Here is an 18,381-nt window from a genome sequence, read left to right on the forward strand (position 1 = left end):
CACCGCGTGCCCGCCACACGAAATCAACCCGGATACCAGACGATGCGAGGCTCCTCCTTCGAACGCTCGTATTGCCAGGCCGAGTCGATAAGCATATCGAGATCGTAGTTTGGCTGCCAATCCAGCAGGTATTTGGCCTTGCTGTTGTCCATCCAATTCGAATGGAAGCGGCTCGGTATGTCGACAGAGCCGAGATTGCGCGTGCGCAAGAGATAGGCGGCGACTTCAGCATAGTCGACGGGTCGATCCATGCAGATATTAAAGAGCTGCCGCTCCGCCCGGGGGTTGTCGATCGCTGCCAATATTGCCGACACAAGGTCGTCGACATGGACGAAATTGCGTTTCAGTGCACGTCCGTCGGCATCCAAGAGCAGCGGCACCGTACCCATCGCCGCATAGCGTCGTGCCGCGTCTTCAGGAACGAGCGTCTTCCAGTCCGGACCGCCAAAGACGTCGTCTCCAAAAGACAGCGAATACTTGAAATCGTCCTTTTCCATGATCCAGGGGGCGCGCAGACAACAGCCATTGAGGCCATACTGAATGCCAAACTGCTCCAGCATCACCTCTTCCAGGACTTTGGACAGCGCATAGCTTCCCGGATAGGCACAATGGCGGGCGTTCTCGGTGATCGGGCCGTCGTGGCGATAGTGGAAATGTCCCACACCCGCATCACCACCGATCAGGATGAACTGGCGTGCCGTGACGCTCGCACGGAACTCCTCGAGCAGCCAAAAGAGACCTTTGACCGTGACATCCATGATGTCTTCAGGCGTTTCCTTGCATGTGGCGAGATGCACGACATGGGTAACGTCATCCAGCGCCTTTGCCACGACATCGCGATCGGCGATCGAGCCTTGGAAGACCTCGACACGGTCGGTCGCCTCGTACAAACGATTATGACAAAGCGCACGAATACGGGCTTTGGAAAATCTCGGATCGTCAAGCAGCCCAGCAATGAAGCGCCGCCCGACCTTGCCCGTCGCACCGGTCACAAGGATCAGCATGCTCTTTCTCCCCCATTGATAGCTAATATCCGGGCGCCACTTTCGTCAAATGATATTTGTCTGACAAAACAGATTTTTGCGACAATAAGGTCAATAGCCGGGACAATGAGTTGACGCTGTCACAGGGTTTTGCGTAAATGCTCCCGATCGCTTTTCCTGGGAGGATACTGGAAAAGAGAACTCGCCGGAGCCTTGCCTCGAAGACAAGCAGGGTTTGGTGTGATGGATAGCCCGCAGGTTTTGGGAGGCGAGGAGGCTGGTGGCGGTTCTTGAGCTCAGCAATATTTCGAAACATTTCGGTGCCATCCAGGCAGTCAACGATGTTTCGTTTTCACTCGAAGCGGGGCAGGTTGTCGGCCTCATGGGCGACAACGGGGCTGGCAAGTCCACACTGGTGAAGATGATCGCCGGCAACTTCCGGCCGAGCCATGGAACCATGCGGCTCGACGGCGCCGATCTCGTGCTTCATCGGCCGAAGGAAGCGCGCCAGCATGGCATCGAGATCGTTCACCAGGACTTGGCGCTCTGCAACAATCTGACGGCGGCAGCGAACGTGTTCCTGGGACGAGAATTGCGCCGCGGCGTATGGCCTCTTCGCATCCTCGACCACAAGGCCATGTACAAGCGCGCCGGCGAGATATTTCGCGAGCTCAAATCCGAGACGCGGGCGCGCGATCTCGTCAAGCAAATGTCAGGTGGCCAGCGGCAAGCGGTCGCGATCGGCCGCACGATGCTGTCGGAAGCAAAAATCGTATTGATGGACGAGCCGACCGCAGCCATTTCCGTGCGCCAGGTCGCTGAGGTTCTGAATCTGATCCGCCAATTGCGGGACCGGGGCATTGTCGTTGTCCTGATCAGCCACCGCATGCCCGACGTCTTTTCGGTCGCCGACCGTGTGATCGTGATGCGGCGAGGCAGAAAAGTAGCCGACAAGCAGATTGCGGCAAGTTCGCCGGAGGAAGTAACGGGACTGATCACCGGCGCCATCGAACAGGTGTGATCGATGCTATCCGTTGCAACAGGAAGGAAGAAGGTCGACGATGGCGATTACACTTGACCAAACGATCGGACAGAAGCAACGGAGCTGGCTTGCAACGATCATGAGCGGCCAGACATTCTGGGTGCTGATTGCAGTCATTCTAGCCTGCATTTTTCTGTCGATGGCAACGGACTCCTTTGCGACGGCGAAGAACATCTACAACATCACCCGCAACGTCACCTTCGTCGCAATTATCGCGCTGGGCATGACGCTGGTCATCATCACCGGCGGCATCGATTTGTCCGTCGGCTCCGTACTTTGCCTGTGCAGCATGGTGCTGGCGGTCGTCATGCATGCGGGATACAGTATTGAAGTCGGCATCGCCGCCTCGATCGGTACGGCTCTTTTGGTCGGCGCTTTCAACGGCGTCTTGATTGCCTATCTCGGCTTCCCCCCTTTCGTCGTCACGCTCGGCATGTTGTCGATTGCGCGCAGCCTTGCGATGGTTGCATCCAACAACACTGTGGTTTTTGAATTCGGACCTGATCACGACAAACTATTGGCGCTGGGTGGCGGCGCCTGGGTTTTTGGCATCGCCAATCCAGTGCTTTACATGGTCGTGCTGGCACTCATTACCGGTTTCGTGCTGCGCTGGACCAAGTTCGGCCGCTATGTCTTTGCGATCGGCGGCAATGAGCACGCCGCGACACTGACAGGCGTTCCCGTGCCGAGGATCAAGGTCATCGTCTATATGATTTCTGCCCTGTCGGCGGGGGTTGCCGGCATCATTCAGACCGGCTGGCTCGGCGCCGTCACCACAAACATCGGCGCCGGGATGGAACTTCAGGTCATTGCCGCCGCGGTTATCGGCGGCGCCAATCTGGCGGGCGGCGTCGGCACCGCCTTTGGAGCCTTGGTCGGCGCCGCACTCATCGAGGTCATCCGTAACAGTCTTGGTTTGCTCGGCATCAACGCGTTCTGGCAAGGTTGCTTTATCGGTGGCGCAATCGTGCTCGCCGTCCTTTTCGACCGACTTCGCAACTTACGACAGGGCGAGTAGACGAACCCGGCTCTTAAGAGATTTCCGCGGCTCGTGCGCGCCAAGAGCGGCCGTACGTTCAAGCAGTCCGACCTCGTTCGGTCTGCTTTATTGTCTGCCCGTTGCCCTTGAAAAAGTGCACCTTCGAGACATCGGCGGTGAGCCCTATTTGGATTCCCGCCTTCGTGTCATGACCGTCGTGCAGGACGAGGCAATCGTGCCCGTCCGGCAGCTTGACGTGGAGCAGCGTTACTGCCCCGGTATATTCACAAAGCCCGACGGTTCCGCGTAGCGTCCCGTCTCGAGGTTCCACGACCGTCAGATGCTCCGGCCTTATCCCGATGGTCTCGGCGGCGGCATCCATTGCCGTTGCGCCTGTCAGCAAAGGCGCGATATCTGCAGGCAGCAGATTCATTTTTGGGCTCCCGATGAACTGCGCCACGAAGGTATTTGCCGGCCGCTCGTATAGGTCCCGGGGGGAGCCGACCTGCTCGACGCGGCCGTCGCGCAGAACGACGATCTTGTCGGCGAGCGTCATCGCTTCGATCTGGTCGTGCGTTACATAGATCATCGTCGTGGAGAGCCGCTTGTGCAGCGCGGCGATTTCAGAGCGCATGTGCACGCGCAATTCTGCATCGAGGTTCGACAGCGGTTCGTCGAACAGGAAGACGTCGGGATTTCCGACGATGGCCCGGCCGATCGCGACGCGTTGCCGCTGACCGCCGGAAAGCTCGCGGGGGTAGCGATCGAGCAATGCTTCGAGCTTCAGCGTGGCGCTTGCTTCATCGACGCGCTTCTGACGCTCCTGTGCCGGAACTTTGCGGACCTTCAGCCCGAAACCCATATTGTCCCGGACGGTCAGGTGCGGATAGAGGGCATAGGATTGGAAGACCATGGCAACACCGCGTTTCGAAGCCGGCACTTCGTTGACCACCCGGCCGCCAATCGCAAGCTCACCGCCGCTGAGATATTCCAGCCCCGAAATCAGCCGCAGCAAGGTGGACTTGCCGCAACCCGACGGACCGACGAATACGACGAACTCGCCCGGATCGATCCTGAGATCGACGCCGCGGATGACCTCGACGGCGCCGAAGCGTTTTTCGATGCCTTTAAGCGATACACTGCTCATGAACGAAAATTCCTCATCCCTTCACGCCTGATAGCGCAAAACTTTCGATGATCTGCCGCTGGGCGATCAGATAGACGATCAGGATCGGCACCACTGCAAGACTTGTAGCGGCAAGCTGCAGGTTCCACAGCGGCAAGCCGTAGCTGTCGTTGAAGTTCGACAAGGCCAAAGGCAGCGTGAACATGTCGAGCGAGCTCAGAAAGATCAGCGGCTCCAGGAACAGGTTCCATGAGAACAGAAAGGTGATGATGGAAACCGCAGCCAGGGCCGGACGCGCCATCGGCAGCGCTATCTTCCACCAGACGCCGAAGCGTGAGAGGCCGTCCATCTTGCCGGCTTCTTCCAACTCCTTGGGCAGGGCCAGGAAATACTGGCGCATCAGAAACGTTGCCATCACCCCATGAGGGCCGAAGGTGGGCAGCAGGATCAGCGGCCAGTGAGTATCCACCAAACCAAACCAGCGCATGAGGAAGAAGTTCGGAATGATCGTCACTTCCTCCGGCACCATGAGCGCCGAGATTAGAAAAAGCATAAGCAGCCCGGCACCGGCAAACCGCATGCGCGCCAGCGCATAACCGGCCAGAGACGAGATGATGAGGGTGAGCGCCGTCACCACGATCGCGATGTAAAGCGAGTTGAAATACTGCCGCGCGAACGGCTGGTATGTGAACACTTCGACGAAATTCTGCCAGCGCCAAACGCGCGGAATAAGCGTCGGTGCACCGAATATCTCGGTCACGCTCTTGAAGCCGGCAGATACCATCCAAACGAATGGGAAAACAAAAGGAATGGCGGCGATCAAGAGTGCGATCGTCCAGCAGGCGCGGTAGAGGATCTGGATTTGGGGCTGGGTCACTCCGATCCCTTTCTCCGCAGCATCACCTGCACCAGGGTCAGCGCCATGATCATCACGAACATGATCATCGCGAGCGCCGAGGCATAGCCGACATTGAAGAACTTGAAGCCCTGCTGGTAGATGTAGAAGGCAAGCACCAATGTGCCGTTTTCCGGGCCGCCACCGGTCATCTGGTATATGTGATCGAAGACCTTGAAAGAGCCGATCGTCGTGATGACCATGATGACCAGCGTGGTCGGCGCCAGCAACGGCCAGGTGATCATGCTGAAAATCTGCCGGCGTGAGGCGCCCTCCAGACGCGCTGCCTCTTCATAGTCCCGCGGGATTGCCTGCAGCGCCGCAATATAGAGGATCATGTTGAGGCCGACCATTTTGATGACGCGGGTCACGATGACCGCTGCCATCGCCCAGCTCGGTTCACGCAGCCAGTTTGGGCCGGTGATCCCGACCAGCGCCAGTACCTGGTTGATGAAACCGCCTTCTCCCTGCAGCAGAAAATTCCAGACGATCGCCCAGGCGATGGCCGAGGTGATGACGGGAGCGAAAAACACCGTGCGAAAGAACACGACCCCGAAGAACGGCCGGGAAAGGGCGAGCGCCAAGGCGAGCGCGAGCGCCATGTTGAGCGGCACGAGACCGATCGCGAAAATAACCGAATTGCGTACCACCAGCCAAAAGTCAGGGTTTTCGAAGAGCGCATTCTGAAAATTGGCAAGGCCTACGAAGGTGGCCTGCTGGCTGAGCAGGTTCCATTCGGTCATTGAATAATAGACCACTGCGCAGAGCGGACCGAGGAAGAAGATGAGGAAACCGATGAGGGTGGGGCTGACAAACAGCCACGCCTCCATCATCTCTCTCATCTTCAACGTCAGCCAGGTCTTTTGGCCGGTTCGAATGGAGTTATGAACGGTATCGGCCATCTTCGTTCTGATCAAAGCAGCGGTTGGATTGCCGCGCAGATGCCCTTGATGGCGGCATCGACATCGGCATCCGGCTTCCACAAGGCATCGACGCGAGGCGCCATGGCGGCAAGGATCTGTGGCGCTTTTTCGTTAGCCGAAACCACCCGGCCCTTTTCTATGGCGGCAGCCACATTCTTCATCATCTCGGGCGGCACGAGCTTGTTGCCGTTGATGAATGCATCGGCCTGCAGAACGCTCTTGCGGGCGGGCGGGAAGAACTGCGCCATGGTGGCGACGTTTTCCTTGTTGGTCATATGCGCCACGAATTCCGCGGCGATTTCCGTATTCTTGCCTTGGGCGAACACAACAAGACCGGCCTGGCCGATAACGGGTGACTCACCACCTGGGCCGGTGGGCAACGGTGCGATGCCCCACTTGAAGCCGGCTTCCGCCATCTTCGAAGCGCGGGAAATCTGGTTGACCGTCATCGCCGAATTGCCGGAAAAGTAATCGCCCTGTTCGCCCGGCGGAACGATGGACTTGTCCTTGAAGACCATGTCATGCAGCTGCTTGACCGCCTTGACCGCTTCGGGCTTGTCGAAGCCGCATTCCTTGTTCGACCAGATATCGCCACCATAGGCGCGGATTGGCGGCAGAAGGGCATGGGTCATGCGAGAGGCATAGCCTTCGCCATCCTTGAACTCGAAGCCCCATTTGCCGGGATTGGTTTCCGCGAGCTTCTTGGAGACTTCCTGGAACTTGTCCATGTTCCATTCGCCCTTGGTGGCGAGCGTCAGCGGATCTTCGAGCCCGGCTTTGTCGAACATGTCCTTGTTGTAGTAGATCATGAAAGGCGAGGTGGAGAACGGAATGCCGTAGACCGTTTCATCCTTCTGCCAGAGGCCCATGGCCGGCTTCGAAAAATCGTCGAAATCATAGCCTTCCGCCGCCTTGAGCGTCGGGCCGAGATCCATCAGAAGATTGGCGTTTTCGAAAGCCGGAGCGGCATCCTCCATCATCCAGGCTATGTCGGGAGCATTGCCGCCGGCGATCTGGAAGGTCAGTTTCTGCGTGTAGTCGCTGACCGGCACGGTCTCGAACTTCACGTTCACATCGGGGTGTGTGGCTTTGAAGCTCTCCGCAATGCCATTCAGCATCTTCAGATGCGCCTCGCTCCCGGTCCAGACCGTCATGCGGAGATCCGTCGCGAAGACGGCAGACGTCGATATGCACAATGTCAACGCGGATGCTGCGATACCTGCTAATGCGGCCTTCATGGTTTCCTCCCTTTTTGGTCGTCGGCAATCAGCCTTCACCGACTGAATGCAAACGGCATTCGCCTGGAATTTGGCTGCAAGCTGCGGCGGATGGTTCCGCCGCATGATCTCGAAAACCTTGCCGCAGGCCGCTCACCCGGCAGCGTGCGGAAGGTTCCCGGGCGCGTCTCCGATCGACCATCCTCCGTCGACCGGGATATTTGCACCCGTAATGTAGCTGGCAGCATCGCTGCACAAAAAAACAAACGCCCCAACCAGGTCCTGCGGCTGGCCCGGCCTGCCCATAGGGATCTTGGCGGCTACCGCTTTGCGGAACGCCGGGTCGCCGTAGCGCGCGGCATTGGCTTCGATCTCGATCGCACCCGGCGAAACCACATTCAGCGTGACGCCGCGATGGCCGGTTTCGCGCGCAATCGACCTGATCGCGGTCAACTGCGCCGCCTTGAGCGACGCATAAACAACCGTTTCCGCCCGCGGCCGCCCCGCCATGATACTGCCTGTGGCGACGACCCTGCCCCAGCCCCGCTCGGCCATCGGTGGAACCAGCTTTGCCGTCAGCGTCAGCAGCGCCGAGAAATTCGATGCCACATGGGCGTTGACATGCGCCTCATCCAATTCCTGCCAGGGCCGCCGATGTTCGATGGCGGCATTGGCAATGAGGATATCGATCGGGCCGTATGTTCCCAGCACTTCATCGGCAAAAGCCCGCGTCGCACGCCCGTCGGTGAAGTCTGCTTCCAGTACCGGCGCTGTGCCGCCGGTCGCCCGGGCCACCTCACGCGCACCCGTCTCATTGCCGAAATGATGCAGGATCAGTTCCGCTCCATGCTCCGCAAGGCCAAGCGCAACAGCTCGGCCGATGCCGGAACTGCCACCGGTTACCAGCACGCGCCGGCCTTTCAGTGAGAAGCGCGCGGCGCTCATCGCTCGGCATCTTTCAACTTGTCGGCCACCTCGAGCGAGGCAATGTCGGCAGCTTCGAAATGCTCCCGGATTTTTTGCTCGGCGAGATCGGCATCACCAACTGCAATTGCATCGTAGATCGCCTGATGCCGGTCAATCGTTGCCCGCCAGTCAGCGTCGCTGCGATTGGCGCGACGTGAAAACAATTCCGACACCTCGCGCTGCACGGAACGCATGCTCTCCATGTGCACGCGGATCATGTAATTACCCGTCGTCACGGCAAGGCCAAGGTGAAACAGGATATCGGCGGCGGTAAAGCCGGAAGGCTCCTGCACGGAAGCCAGCATGCCCGCCAAGCCCTGCCGCATGATATCCAGACCTTCCGGATCGCGACGTTCGGCAGCGAGCCGGGCAATTCCCGTCTCGACGACGCGGCGCATTTCATTGGCTTCGCGCAGCCGCTTGAGACTGGAACGCACCGCGTAGCCGTAGATTTTGTCCATCGAGTCGCCGCTCAGCGCCTTGGCGCGGGCAACCTTGCCTTGTTGGGTGAAGATCAGCCCGGCTGCCGTCAGCTGGCGAAGCGCCTCGCGGGCGATCGGCTTCGAGACACCGAACTCCCTGGCGATCTCCCCTTCGGGCGGCAACGGCTCGCCAGGCGAGATGCGTCCATCAAAGAGTGCGGCGGCAATCGCATCGGACACCCCATCCGCCAACCGCGAAGGGTTGGGCGGCTTGGCGGTGAAAACGGGTTTCCTTTCGGGAATTTCAGTCATCTCGGTCCTCATATTCACAAAGCTAACAGGCAGTTTCCAACTTAGCAACTAGGTTTATCAGTTGCCAAGTCGCCAACATCTAGCTAGGAATAACAGACACGCCCCAAAGCAGCGAGCAAAACCAAGAGCAGCGAGCAAAACATTGGGAACGAAAGAGCCGATGGATTCTGTGCAACGTTCGACCGGACAGGCGATCCTCATTTCAGATGTCGTCGCCCATCCGCTCAGCCAGACGCTGCCCAAACCGACCGTCACGTCCTGGGGCACCTATCACAAGGTCTCGATGGTTCTCGTCGAGGTGCGCACTGATGCCGGCATCGTCGGCGTCGGGGAGGTTTTGGCCCGGTTTTCGCCCAAGGCTTATGCGGAACTGATCGAAACCTCGTTAAAGCCACGGCTGATCGGACAGGACGCACGCAATATCGGCGCGCTCTGGCAATCCATGCGGCGCTCGCTGTCAGGCCGCGCCGGCGGCATGCTGATCGAGGCGATCGCTGGCGTCGATATTGCGCTGTGGGACATCATGGGCAAGGCCGCCGGCATGCCGATCGCCAGGCTGCTTGGCGGCATCGGCCGGGAAGCGATCGAGGTCTATGCCGCCGCCGTAAACTGGGTCGACGATGCTGAGGCGGATCGGGAACTGGAGCGCTATATCGGCGAGGGATTCCCGCGCATCAAAGTCAAGATGGCCAATCCCGTCAGGGAAGCCTGCCGGCGCATCGAACGGCTGCGCAAGCGCGCCGGCGACGATATCGAACTCTGTGTCGATGCCAACTGGGCCTATGATCTGGACCAGGCGATCGAAGTCGGCAGGGCGCTTTCGGCCAACGGCTACTTCTGGTTCGAGGAGCCGCTGGCGCCGGAAAACGAGCAAGGCTACGTAGAACTTCGCAAACGCTGCGACGTGCCGCTCGCAGCCGGAGAGAGCAACTTTACCGCCGATCAGGCGCACCGTCTCGTCGCCAACCGAACCCTTTCAATTCTGCAGCCGGATGTCGCGCGTGCCGGCGGCATATCCGAAACACGGCGTATGGCCGACTATGCCGCCCTGCACGATGTGGGCTACGCCCCGCATATCGGCATGTCCGGCATTATCTGCGAGACGGCCAGCGCGCATCTGGCGGCCGCCCTTCCGAATTTCCGGGTGATGGAATGCGAATGCGATCTTAGCCCCTTCAAGCGCGACCTGGCCGATCTGGCGCCCGGCTGCCTACGCCAGAAGAATGGCCGGCTCGACGTGCCGACACGGCCGGGTCTCGGCATCGAAATCGATTGGGGCGCCGTCAAACGGCTCCGCATACAGTGAGGTCAACGCCATAATGACGACATCAGTCCCCTCTTCCACAACCGACATGATGGAAGCCATGAGGCTCGCCATGCTTCGCGCAGATCCGGCGCTCAGCCGTTTCGATCCTCTGCCGCGCATCCTGTCCTTTGACGATTTTTCGCGCGGGCATTGCGGCTGGTCACAGTTGGTCGGCAATTACGAGGACAGCCTCGACGTCATGCTGCCCGGCTTTGCCCAGCACTCGAGCGCCATGCTCTCAACGCTCGGGCATTGGGATGCAGGATCCCACGGCGGTATGGATTCGTCCTATGCGCTGAAGATCGCCACAAAGGCGAAACCCGGTGCGCAGAACGTTGCAATCAAGCGCCATACCTTCCGCAAGCGCGGGCCGATCCGCTTCGAGATTTTCTTCACGTTCAAGCCGGAGGCGACGGAACTGAAACTATCGGAAACCGACGTGCGATCGATCGGCTTCCTGTTCGACCTGCAATGCGGTGATCGCGACGGAGACGGCGAGCGGGTTATGCCACATCTGCGCTTTCTCAACGCACTCGACGGCAAGCACCTGCAGAAATGGCAGTACAAACGTGAGACCACGTCCTTCACCGCCATCGGCCGGGAAGACAAGACCGTTAGCCACTATCACCTGGCGCCTGAAGGCTGGCTGGACTTGCCGGATGGTGAACAACGGCTCTGCTACAACGAGATCCCGACGAAGGTGAACTGGAGCTATATGCGCTTCGATTTCGACCTTGCCTCCATGAAGGCGACCGGCTTGCAGTGCAACGACCGGAATTTCGATGTGTCCGGCTTCGAGTCGATCCGGATTCCGGCGATGAAAAACCTCTGGTGCATGCTGAACTTCTGCCTGTTCGCCGAGACGGATGTCGCCAAGCGTGCCTTTCTCTACGTCGATTCCATCTGCATTTCAGGGGATTTTTGATGCTTCCCGAAAACATCACGGCGGTGATAACCCGCAATGAGCGCTGGAGCGGCGACGCCGCGAGCGAACCCTATGAGGCCGGCTGGGCGCATGAAGCCGTGTTCTTTATTCGGGCATTGAAGCCTCCCGTCGGCACTGCACCCAAGGGTTGGGTGGAGATCTCGCCTGACGGCATGCACTGGGTTCGAGAAGGAACGGAATTCGCCATGCCTGGCGAACAGGACGGCGTTGCCGTCGCCCGGCTCAACGCCTTCGGCAATTGGCTGCGCGTTGCGACCCGCTTTGCCGATGGCGCTGAATGCACCGTGCTGGTGACCCTTCATCTGAAGGCCTGACTTGAGATAACGCGGGTATCGCTTCCGCGCTTTCTCCTTCCGTCAGCCAAGATAAGCGCCTTGGGCCAGAAGTTCCCTGCGCAAATCCGCCTAGTCGACATGCCGGGGGCTTGCCCTGTTGCCGACCGAAAGTGCCGCGGCAACACCGGCCGCCTGGCCGAGCGCAAAACAGGGCGGCATGACGCGAATGGCACTGAGCGCCTCATGCGTCGCCGAAACGGCGCGGCCGGACACCAACAGGCCCTCATGAACGCGCGGCAGCATGACCCGGTAAGGTATCTGGTAAATATTGGCCGCATCAAGCCCCTGGCCACCGGTACCACCGCCCGAGCCTGTGGGGTCGTGAATATCGAGCGGATAGCCGCACAATGCCACGACATCGTCGAAGGGGCGGCCGGAATGCAAGTCTTGCAGCGTCAGTTCGTAGGCGCCATCGATCCGTCGGGTTTCCCGCACGCCGATCTGGGTTGCCGTGTCCCGCAGTTCCACCTGTTCGAAGCCGGGCAGATTGTCGCGGAAGAAATCGAGCAGCGCCACTGTCTGCTCGCGGCCTTCAACCTCGGCAAGCGAGAGCTCAAGGGAGTCAGCCCCATTGCGGCGCAACACGCGGCCGGTATTGATGCGCCAGACGCCCGGTTCCATGGTCTTGTAGAGGCCGATGCCGCGGCGAGGCGCGGGAAAGCGGCCTTCTGCCGTCGCCTTGGCGACGATCGAGGCGAAAGGCCGAAAGTCCTGCGGATGCGCGCGGATGTAATCCTCCACCACCTGGTCATCGACATTCTGCACGCGGAAGAACAATGTTTGCGGCTGGGAAAGGCCGTCGCTTTCCCGCCCCTGACGGGTATGGACGCCGGCATAATGGGCGACATCGCCATCAGCCGAGCAATCGACGACGACCTTCGCACGAGCGCTCCTCAGCCCTTGCCGGCGCAAACAACCCCGAGCACCGGGGATTGTCCGCATCATGGTCATCGACGATGGCATCCACGACCATGGTGTGCAGCAACAATTCCACTCCTGCCTCGACGCACATACGCTGCGCCGCGACCTTCGCCGCCTCAGGCTGGAAAGGGGTCACCTTGTCATGGCCGTAGACGATGAAGCCGCAATAGGCCGAACCTGCCGGGATGGTACTCGGATGCAGCGCGCCGCCGAGCGCCATCATCCGCTGAACGAATTCTTCGTAGATGCCGCGGATCAGTTGCTGGCTGCCATCGAGCGAATAGGAGGTCATGCAGGGGCCGACGAGGCCCGCCGTGAGATTGCCGCCGAGGAAGCCGTAGCGCTCCACAAGACGTACCCGCACGCCAAGACGTGCCGCCGCGACCGCGGCCGATAATCCCGATAGTCCGCCCCCGATGACGAGCACATCGACATCATCGAGTTCGGGAATATCGGCCGAATAGGCATAACGGCGGGCTCTGCTGCATACGTTTATCCCCTCCCCGTCTAGCGGAACATCGATCCGCCATCGACATCGAGCGCGGCGCCGTAGGTAAAGCTGGCTGCATCCGAGCACAGGAACATGATTGCCGCCGCCATGTCCTCCGGCCGCCCCATGCGCCGCATCGGCAGATTGCCGGCAATACGGTCCTTCAGCGACTGGTCGATATGGGAGTGCATCGGGGAATCCGTCGGCCCGGGGTTCAGCGCGTTAATGCGGATCTTCTTGCCCGCAAGTTCCCGCGCCACCGATTTGACCATCGACAGGGTCCCGGCCTTCGATGCCGCATAGGCGGTATCGGCAATCAGCCCGCCGCCGCCATGCACGCCGGCATCCGAGGCGATGCAGACGATGTTGCCGCCATCGGGGTTGTCGAGCATGCGTTTGACTGCGCCCTGCACGACGAAGAAGCTGCCGAGCAGATTGACGTCGAGCACGCGGTGCCAATGCGCCCGATCCTGCTCGAATATACGCTTGGCCGTGATGATCGCCGCACATGTCACGACGTTGTCAAGGCGCGCGAGATTGGCGTCGCAATAATCGAAAGCCCTGTCGATGCTTTCCTGATTGCTGACATCCACCGTCACGGTATGGACAGCCGTGCCGTCATTGCGCAGCTCCGCACCGTAGCGCTTCAACCCCGCCTCATCACGATCGGCCATGACGACTTCCGCGCCCTTGCTGGCGAAGGCCCTTGCAGTTTCAAGACCCATCCCGCTCGCTGCGCCCGTGATTAAGACCGTTCGGCCCGCAAAACTATCGTCGGAAAAAGTAGCATAAGTCCCAGGCATCGTCGCAGCGTCCTTCATTAAGGGCAGCCCAAACAACCAGTCAGCGGGCCCGCCTCTCTATCTTTAGCAACGTAGCAACTATGTTATATAGTTGTAAAGTGCGATGTGGAGGCGGTATGCTATCTGGCAGTAGTATCCCGACCAGAAAGGCGCCGTGGATCGAACGGGCAAGCTCTGACGAAAGTTGCCGGAAGGTGGCCGAATTTGCTGTAGCAGTTCCAACGTCAAATCTTGGGTCGGCAGCGCCATTCGGCAAAAACAACAAAGCCCCGGCCGTTTTACGGTCCGGGGCTTTTGCGTATTATTTTTATGGAATTTGGTTTCGGTTTGAGGCTTTGCCCCGTTCGGGTCTTAAACAGTTCAGTGGACTGTTTTATCGGGCGGGCCCGATCGACCGCTCACCCTTCAGGTTATGGTGAGCTCTGCGAACGAGGAGCTACCATCGCCAGGGAAAGCGAAGCTTTTCCGCCAGCGATAAGAAGGTAGATGCTGATCTTTAAGAGGAAGGATTTGGTTGCGGGGGCAGGATTTGTAGTTTTCTGTCCCGCTGCGTCGGCTACGCCTTCTTGCGGGCCCCTGATTAGGCATTAAACCCTCGACCCGTTACCAAACAAAAAGCCGCCCTGAAGGCGGCTATTTGTTTGGTTGCGGGGGCAGGATTTGAACCTGCGGCCTTCAGGTTATGGTCCGCAGGACGAGGAGCTACCGTCGCCAGCGAAGATGAAGTCTTCGCGCCAGCGATATTGCTCTCTTCTGGCAACACAAAAAGCCCCTGCATGGCAGGGGCTTGGGAGTATCTAAGGGAAGGATTGGTTGCGGGGGCAGGATTTGAACCTGCGGCCTTCAGGTTATGAGCCTGACGAGCTACCGGGCTGCTCCACCCCGCGCCAGAGCAAATCATTGAGATTTGCTGATGTATTGTAACACAAAAGGCCGCTTGTGAGCGGCCCTTTTTGTTCGGCATGGGCCGCAGAGTTTGTTCTGAGAAGATTGTTTTACATCAGTTGCGTTTTGCAGACCTGGCAGCGACCTACTCTCCCGCGTCTTAAGACGAAGTACCATGGGCGCAGGGGCGTTTCACGGCCGTGTTCGGAAAGGGAACGGGTGCAGCCACCCCGCCATAACCACCAGGTCGGCAAAGCGCAACTATATGTTTTGAGAAGCTGGCAGGCGTTAGCCTGTTTTCTTTTTTTGAACACGTCTTTGAACCTTCTTGAGGGCGTCGGAGCAGCGCTCCGCAAGGCCAAGTGGCCGTCGCGCCTTGTGGCGCGGCCCGTCCGGAGCGAAGCGGCAAAGCCGCGACAGCGCCAGGACAAAGGTCTGGCACATCGAACGAAGTTCGATGAGCATAGTCAATGAGAACGATCAAGCCAATCGAGCTATTAGTACCGGTAAGCTTCATGCGTTGCCGCACTTCCACACCCGGCCTATCAACGTGGTCGTCTTCCACGGCTCTGATAGGGAATACTCGTTTTCAGGTGGGTTTCCCGCTTAGATGCCTTCAGCGGTTATCCCGTCCATATGTAGCTACCCTGCTATGCCCTTGGCAGGACAACAGGTCCACCAGAGATATGTCCATCCCGGTCCTCTCGTACTAGGGACAGATCCTGTCAATATTCCTACACCCACGGCAGATAGGGACCGAACTGTCTCACGACGTTCTGAACCCAGCTCACGTACCGCTTTAATTGGCGAACAGCCAAACCCTTGGGACCTGCTCCAGCCCCAGGATGCGATGAGCCGACATCGAGGTGCCAAACAACCCCGTCGATATGGACTCTTGGGGGTCATCAGCCTGTTATCCCCGGCGTACCTTTTATCCGTTGAGCGATGGCCCTTCCACGCGGGACCACCGGATCACTATGACCGACTTTCGTCTCTGCTCGACTTGTCAGTCTCGCAGTCAGGCGGGCTTATGCCATTGCACTCGACGACCGATTTCCGACCGGTCTGAGCCCACCATCGCGCGCCTCCGTTACTCTTTCGGAGGCGACCGCCCCAGTCAAACTACCCACCATACACTGTCCCGGACCCGGATGACGGGCCGCGGTTAGACATCCATGACGATAAGGGTGGTATTTCAAGGATGGCTCCACGGAAACTGGCGTCCCCGCTTCAAAGCCTACCACCTATCCTACACATGCCGACACGAATGCCAGTGTAAAGCTATAGTAAAGGTGCACGGGGTCTTTCCGTCTGACCGCAGGAACCCCGCATCTTCACGGGGAATTCAATTTCACTGAGTCTATGTTGGAGACAGCGGGGAAGTCGTTACGCCATTCGTGCAGGTCGGAACTTACCCGACAAGGAATTTCGCTACCTTAGGACCGTTATAGTTACGGCCGCCGTTTACTGGGGCTTCGATTCAAAGCTTGCACCTCTCCTCTTAACCTTCCAGCACCGGGCAGGCGTCAGACCCTATACGTCGTCTTGCGACTTCGCAGAGCCCTGTGTTTTTGATAAACAGTCGCTACCCCCTGGTCTGTGCCACCCCATAATAGTTGCCTACCATGGGGTCACGCTTCTTCCGAAGTTACGCGTGCAATTTGCCGAGTTCCTTCAACATAGTTCTCTCAAGCGCCTTGGTATACTCTACCTGACCACCTGTGTCGGTTTCGGGTACGGTCTATACGGTGGAGCTATTTCCTGGAACCGCTCCGCTGCCCATCCAATCCAATAAGAATGAACAACTTGTGCAATCCGTCACTACCACCAGGCCCACGAATATTAACGTGGTTCCCATCGACTACGCATTTCTGCCTCGCCTTAGGGGCCGGCTAACCCTGCTCAGATTAACTTTAAGCAGGAACCCTTGGTCTTTCGGCGAGAGGGTCTCTCACCCTCTTTATCGTTACTCATGTCAACATTCGCACTTCCGATACCTCCAGGAGCCCTCACGGGTCTCCCTTCATCAGCTTACGGAACGCTCCGCTACCACTTGCGATTACTCGCAAATCCTCAGCTTCGGTGCATGGCTTCAGCCCCGTTACATTTTCGGCGCAAAGACCCTTATTTAGACCAGTGAGCTGTTACGCTTTCTTTAAATGATGGCTGCTTCTAAGCCAACATCCTGGTTGTTTTGGGATCCTCACATCCTTTCCCACTTAGCCATGACTTGGGGACCTTAGCTGGAGGTTAGGGTTGTTGCCCTTTTCACGACGGACGTTAGCACCCGCCGTGTGTCTGCCGAGTAGTACTCCCCGGTATTCGGAGTTTGGTTAGGATCAGTAAGACGGTGAGTCCCCATAGCCCATCCAGTGCTCTACCCCCGGGGGTATTCGCTCGACGCTCTACCTAAATAGATTTCGCGGAGAACCAGCTATTTCCGAGTTTGATTGGCCTTTCACCCCTAGCCACAAGTCATCCCAATCTATTGCAACAGATGCGGGTTCGGTCCTCCAGTTGGTGTTACCCAACCTTCAACCTGCTCATGGCTAGATCACTCGGTTTCGGGTCTAATGCAACAAACTAAATCGCCCTATTCAGACTCGCTTTCGCTTCGCCTACACCTACCGGCTTAAGCTTGCTTGTTACACTAAGTCGTTGACCCATTATACAAAAGGTACGCCGTCACCCTTGCGGGCTCCGACTGTTTGTAGGCATCCGGTTTCAGGTTCTATTTCACTCCCCTTGTCGGGGTGCTTTTCACCTTTCCCTCACGGTACTTGTTCGCTATCGGTCATGCACGAGTACTTAGGCTTGGAGAGTGGTCTCCCCATGTTCAGACAGGATTTCTCGTGTCCCGCCCTACTCTAGGACAATCATGATATCTACGCGTACGGGGCTGTCACCCACTACGGCCGCACTTTCCAGAGCGTTCCACTTTAATCACAATTGCCACTGGCCTGGTCCGCGTTCGCTCGCCACTACTTGCGGAGTCTCGGTTGATGTCCTTTCCTGCAGGTACTTAGATGTTTCAGTTCCCTGCGTTCGCTTCTTACACCCTATGTATTCAGGTGTAGATACCTTATCACAATACCTAGAAACCATTCGGGTTTTCACTCACGCCAGACAACCGGCGACGCACTCCGCACAGCATGGGAAACTCCCATACAGGCCAGAGGCCGTCGGCGATCGTTCGCCGTAATGTCGGATCGAAGATCCGACAACCAGAATGATTTTCTAGGTATTTAAGGTGGGTTGCCCCATTCGGAGATCCATGGATCAAAGCTCATTCGCAGCTCCCCACGGCTTTTCGCAGCGTATCACGTCCTTCATCGCCTGTGCATGCCAAGGCATCCACCAAATGCCCTTACGACACTTAATCGTTCTCATTGCCAATGCTCATCGTCTCGTTGCCCATTCCAAAGGAATGGCAACAGACCGGGTTACCTTTTACAACCCAGTCAATCCAACAATGCCATTAACGTGTTCGACAGGTCTGCTTTATTGGAGCTACGCCGAGCAGCTCGCTTGCAGCCTGTCTTAAGACCAGCTTCTCGAGATATGATCCGATACCGCGCGGTCAGGCAACGGTAATCAAGTCGTCCGTCAGATGCAGTCCCTAAAGACCACAAACAACAACGACCCAGAGCGACAAGCTTCCTTCCTACCTCCAGTCCTTCACCCATATCCGGCCGGCTAGGCCATCCATGGGATCATCAGAACTGGGCTCGGACGCCAAGTTAAACCCAAAAGGGCAGAACCCGACACCTGGAAGCCTCCAGATCAATCTTCTCTTCACAATGTATGCAGAACACGCATCAGCTCGTAAG

15 protein-coding genes, 1 tRNA gene and 2 rRNA genes are annotated in these 18,381 nt (G+C 58.3%); 5 read left to right on the forward strand and 13 right to left on the reverse strand.

Features of this window, described 5'->3' with window-relative positions:
* Positions 1-23: 23 nt before the first annotated feature.
* Positions 24-1,004 carry an NAD-dependent epimerase/dehydratase family protein gene (locus AC25BC_RS17325; protein ID WP_128438277.1) on the reverse strand — a complete coding sequence of 327 codons (981 nt, stop codon included), beginning with the start codon at positions 1,002-1,004 and terminating at the stop codon, positions 24-26.
* A gap of 259 nt (positions 1,005-1,263) precedes the next feature.
* Here AC25BC_RS17325 and AC25BC_RS17330 point away from each other — a divergent pair, with 259 nt between their 5' ends.
* On the forward strand, positions 1,264-2,004 hold the full coding sequence (locus AC25BC_RS17330; protein ID WP_012758785.1) for an ATP-binding cassette domain-containing protein: 741 nt from the start codon (positions 1,264-1,266) through the stop codon (positions 2,002-2,004).
* 40 nt (positions 2,005-2,044) lie between these two features.
* Positions 2,045-3,043, forward strand: a complete 999-nt coding sequence (locus AC25BC_RS17335) for an ABC transporter permease (protein ID WP_003542537.1) — start codon at positions 2,045-2,047, stop codon at positions 3,041-3,043.
* Positions 3,044-3,101: 58 nt separating this feature from the next.
* Here AC25BC_RS17335 and AC25BC_RS17340 read toward each other — a convergent pair whose 3' ends face one another.
* The 6 genes from AC25BC_RS17340 to AC25BC_RS17365 form a co-directional block, all read right to left on the reverse strand.
* Positions 3,102-4,151 (reverse strand): ABC transporter ATP-binding protein, encoded by a 1,050-nt coding sequence (locus tag AC25BC_RS17340; protein WP_012758786.1) that lies wholly within the window; start codon positions 4,149-4,151, stop codon positions 3,102-3,104.
* Positions 4,152-4,164: 13 nt separating this feature from the next.
* Complete coding sequence (locus AC25BC_RS17345; RefSeq protein ID WP_128438278.1) at positions 4,165-5,007, reverse strand: carbohydrate ABC transporter permease; 843 nt, start codon at positions 5,005-5,007, stop codon at positions 4,165-4,167.
* Positions 5,004-5,927, reverse strand: coding sequence for a carbohydrate ABC transporter permease (locus AC25BC_RS17350; protein WP_128438279.1), 924 nt, complete (start codon positions 5,925-5,927; stop codon positions 5,004-5,006). The genes AC25BC_RS17345 and AC25BC_RS17350 overlap by 4 nt, the downstream gene beginning before the upstream one ends.
* A gap of 11 nt (positions 5,928-5,938) precedes the next feature.
* The gene (locus AC25BC_RS17355) at positions 5,939-7,186 is read right to left on the reverse strand and encodes an ABC transporter substrate-binding protein (RefSeq protein WP_012758789.1); all 1,248 of its coding nucleotides are present in this window, start codon (positions 7,184-7,186) and stop codon (positions 5,939-5,941) included.
* Between the two features lie 132 nt (positions 7,187-7,318).
* The gene (locus tag AC25BC_RS17360; RefSeq protein WP_113548515.1) at positions 7,319-8,110 is read right to left on the reverse strand and encodes an SDR family NAD(P)-dependent oxidoreductase; all 792 of its coding nucleotides are present in this window, start codon (positions 8,108-8,110) and stop codon (positions 7,319-7,321) included.
* Positions 8,107-8,865, reverse strand: a complete 759-nt coding sequence (locus tag AC25BC_RS17365) for a FadR/GntR family transcriptional regulator (RefSeq protein ID WP_012758791.1) — start codon at positions 8,863-8,865, stop codon at positions 8,107-8,109. Before AC25BC_RS17365 ends, AC25BC_RS17360 begins: the two co-directional genes overlap by 4 nt.
* 160 nt (positions 8,866-9,025) lie before the next feature.
* On the opposite strand from AC25BC_RS17365, the gene AC25BC_RS17370 reads away from it, so the two are divergent.
* The 3 genes from AC25BC_RS17370 to AC25BC_RS17380 are packed head-to-tail and all read left to right on the forward strand — an operon-like array spanning position 9,026 to position 11,431.
* Positions 9,026-10,171: a mandelate racemase/muconate lactonizing enzyme family protein gene (locus tag AC25BC_RS17370; protein ID WP_128438280.1), complete on the forward strand. Its 1,146-nt coding sequence runs from the start codon at positions 9,026-9,028 to the stop codon at positions 10,169-10,171.
* 58 nt (positions 10,172-10,229) lie between these two features.
* Positions 10,230-11,096, forward strand: coding sequence for a DUF6772 family protein (locus AC25BC_RS17375; RefSeq protein ID WP_017995038.1), 867 nt, complete (start codon positions 10,230-10,232; stop codon positions 11,094-11,096).
* Complete coding sequence (locus tag AC25BC_RS17380; protein ID WP_017961851.1) at positions 11,096-11,431, forward strand: hypothetical protein; 336 nt, start codon at positions 11,096-11,098, stop codon at positions 11,429-11,431. The genes AC25BC_RS17375 and AC25BC_RS17380 overlap by 1 nt, the downstream gene beginning before the upstream one ends.
* Before the next feature lie 90 nt (positions 11,432-11,521).
* On the opposite strand, the gene AC25BC_RS17385 is transcribed toward AC25BC_RS17380, so the two are convergent.
* From AC25BC_RS17385 to AC25BC_RS17410, 6 genes are all read right to left on the reverse strand, one after another.
* A complete protein-coding gene (locus AC25BC_RS17385) occupies positions 11,522-12,403 on the reverse strand; it encodes an FAD-dependent oxidoreductase (RefSeq protein ID WP_260687148.1) in 882 nt (293 codons plus the stop codon).
* Positions 12,306-12,800: an FAD-dependent oxidoreductase gene (locus AC25BC_RS17390; RefSeq protein ID WP_281023984.1), complete on the reverse strand. Its 495-nt coding sequence runs from the start codon at positions 12,798-12,800 to the stop codon at positions 12,306-12,308. Before AC25BC_RS17390 ends, AC25BC_RS17385 begins: the two co-directional genes overlap by 98 nt.
* A gap of 80 nt (positions 12,801-12,880) precedes the next feature.
* Positions 12,881-13,684, reverse strand: coding sequence for an SDR family NAD(P)-dependent oxidoreductase (locus AC25BC_RS17395; protein WP_026157462.1), 804 nt, complete (start codon positions 13,682-13,684; stop codon positions 12,881-12,883).
* 792 nt (positions 13,685-14,476) lie between these two features.
* Positions 14,477-14,553, reverse strand: a tRNA-Met gene (locus AC25BC_RS17400).
* 130 nt (positions 14,554-14,683) lie between these two features.
* Positions 14,684-14,798, reverse strand: a 5S ribosomal RNA gene (rrf, locus tag AC25BC_RS17405).
* Between the two features lie 229 nt (positions 14,799-15,027).
* Positions 15,028-17,933 (reverse strand): 23S ribosomal RNA (locus AC25BC_RS17410).
* Between the last annotated feature and the right edge of the window lie 448 nt (positions 17,934-18,381).

The sequence above is a fragment of the Rhizobium sp. WSM409 genome, assembly GCF_057653825.1.

Bases quoted from the DNA above. Each gene is read 5' to 3' on its own strand.
- AC25BC_RS17380 (WP_017961851.1), top strand. From the start codon at position 11,096: ATGCTTCCCGAAAACATCACGGCGGTGATAACCCGCAATGAGCGCTGG.
- AC25BC_RS17375 (WP_017995038.1), top strand. From the start codon at position 10,230: ATGAGGCTCGCCATGCTTCGCGCAGATCCGGCGCTCAGCCGTTTCGAT.
- AC25BC_RS17395 (WP_026157462.1), bottom strand. From the start codon at position 13,684: ATGAAGGACGCTGCGACGATGCCTGGGACTTATGCTACTTTTTCCGAC.
- AC25BC_RS17340 (WP_012758786.1), bottom strand. From the start codon at position 4,151: ATGAGCAGTGTATCGCTTAAAGGCATCGAAAAACGCTTCGGCGCCGTC.
- AC25BC_RS17355 (WP_012758789.1), bottom strand. From the start codon at position 7,186: ATGAAGGCCGCATTAGCAGGTATCGCAGCATCCGCGTTGACATTGTGC.
- AC25BC_RS17350 (WP_128438279.1), bottom strand. From the start codon at position 5,927: ATGGCCGATACCGTTCATAACTCCATTCGAACCGGCCAAAAGACCTGG.
- AC25BC_RS17365 (WP_012758791.1), bottom strand. From the start codon at position 8,865: ATGACTGAAATTCCCGAAAGGAAACCCGTTTTCACCGCCAAGCCGCCC.
- AC25BC_RS17370 (WP_128438280.1), top strand. From the start codon at position 9,026: ATGGATTCTGTGCAACGTTCGACCGGACAGGCGATCCTCATTTCAGAT.
- AC25BC_RS17325 (WP_128438277.1), bottom strand. From the start codon at position 1,004: ATGCTGATCCTTGTGACCGGTGCGACGGGCAAGGTCGGGCGGCGCTTC.
- AC25BC_RS17360 (WP_113548515.1), bottom strand. From the start codon at position 8,110: ATGAGCGCCGCGCGCTTCTCACTGAAAGGCCGGCGCGTGCTGGTAACC.
- AC25BC_RS17385 (WP_260687148.1), bottom strand. From the start codon at position 12,403: ATGACCATGATGCGGACAATCCCCGGTGCTCGGGGTTGTTTGCGCCGG.
- AC25BC_RS17335 (WP_003542537.1), top strand. From the start codon at position 2,045: ATGGCGATTACACTTGACCAAACGATCGGACAGAAGCAACGGAGCTGG.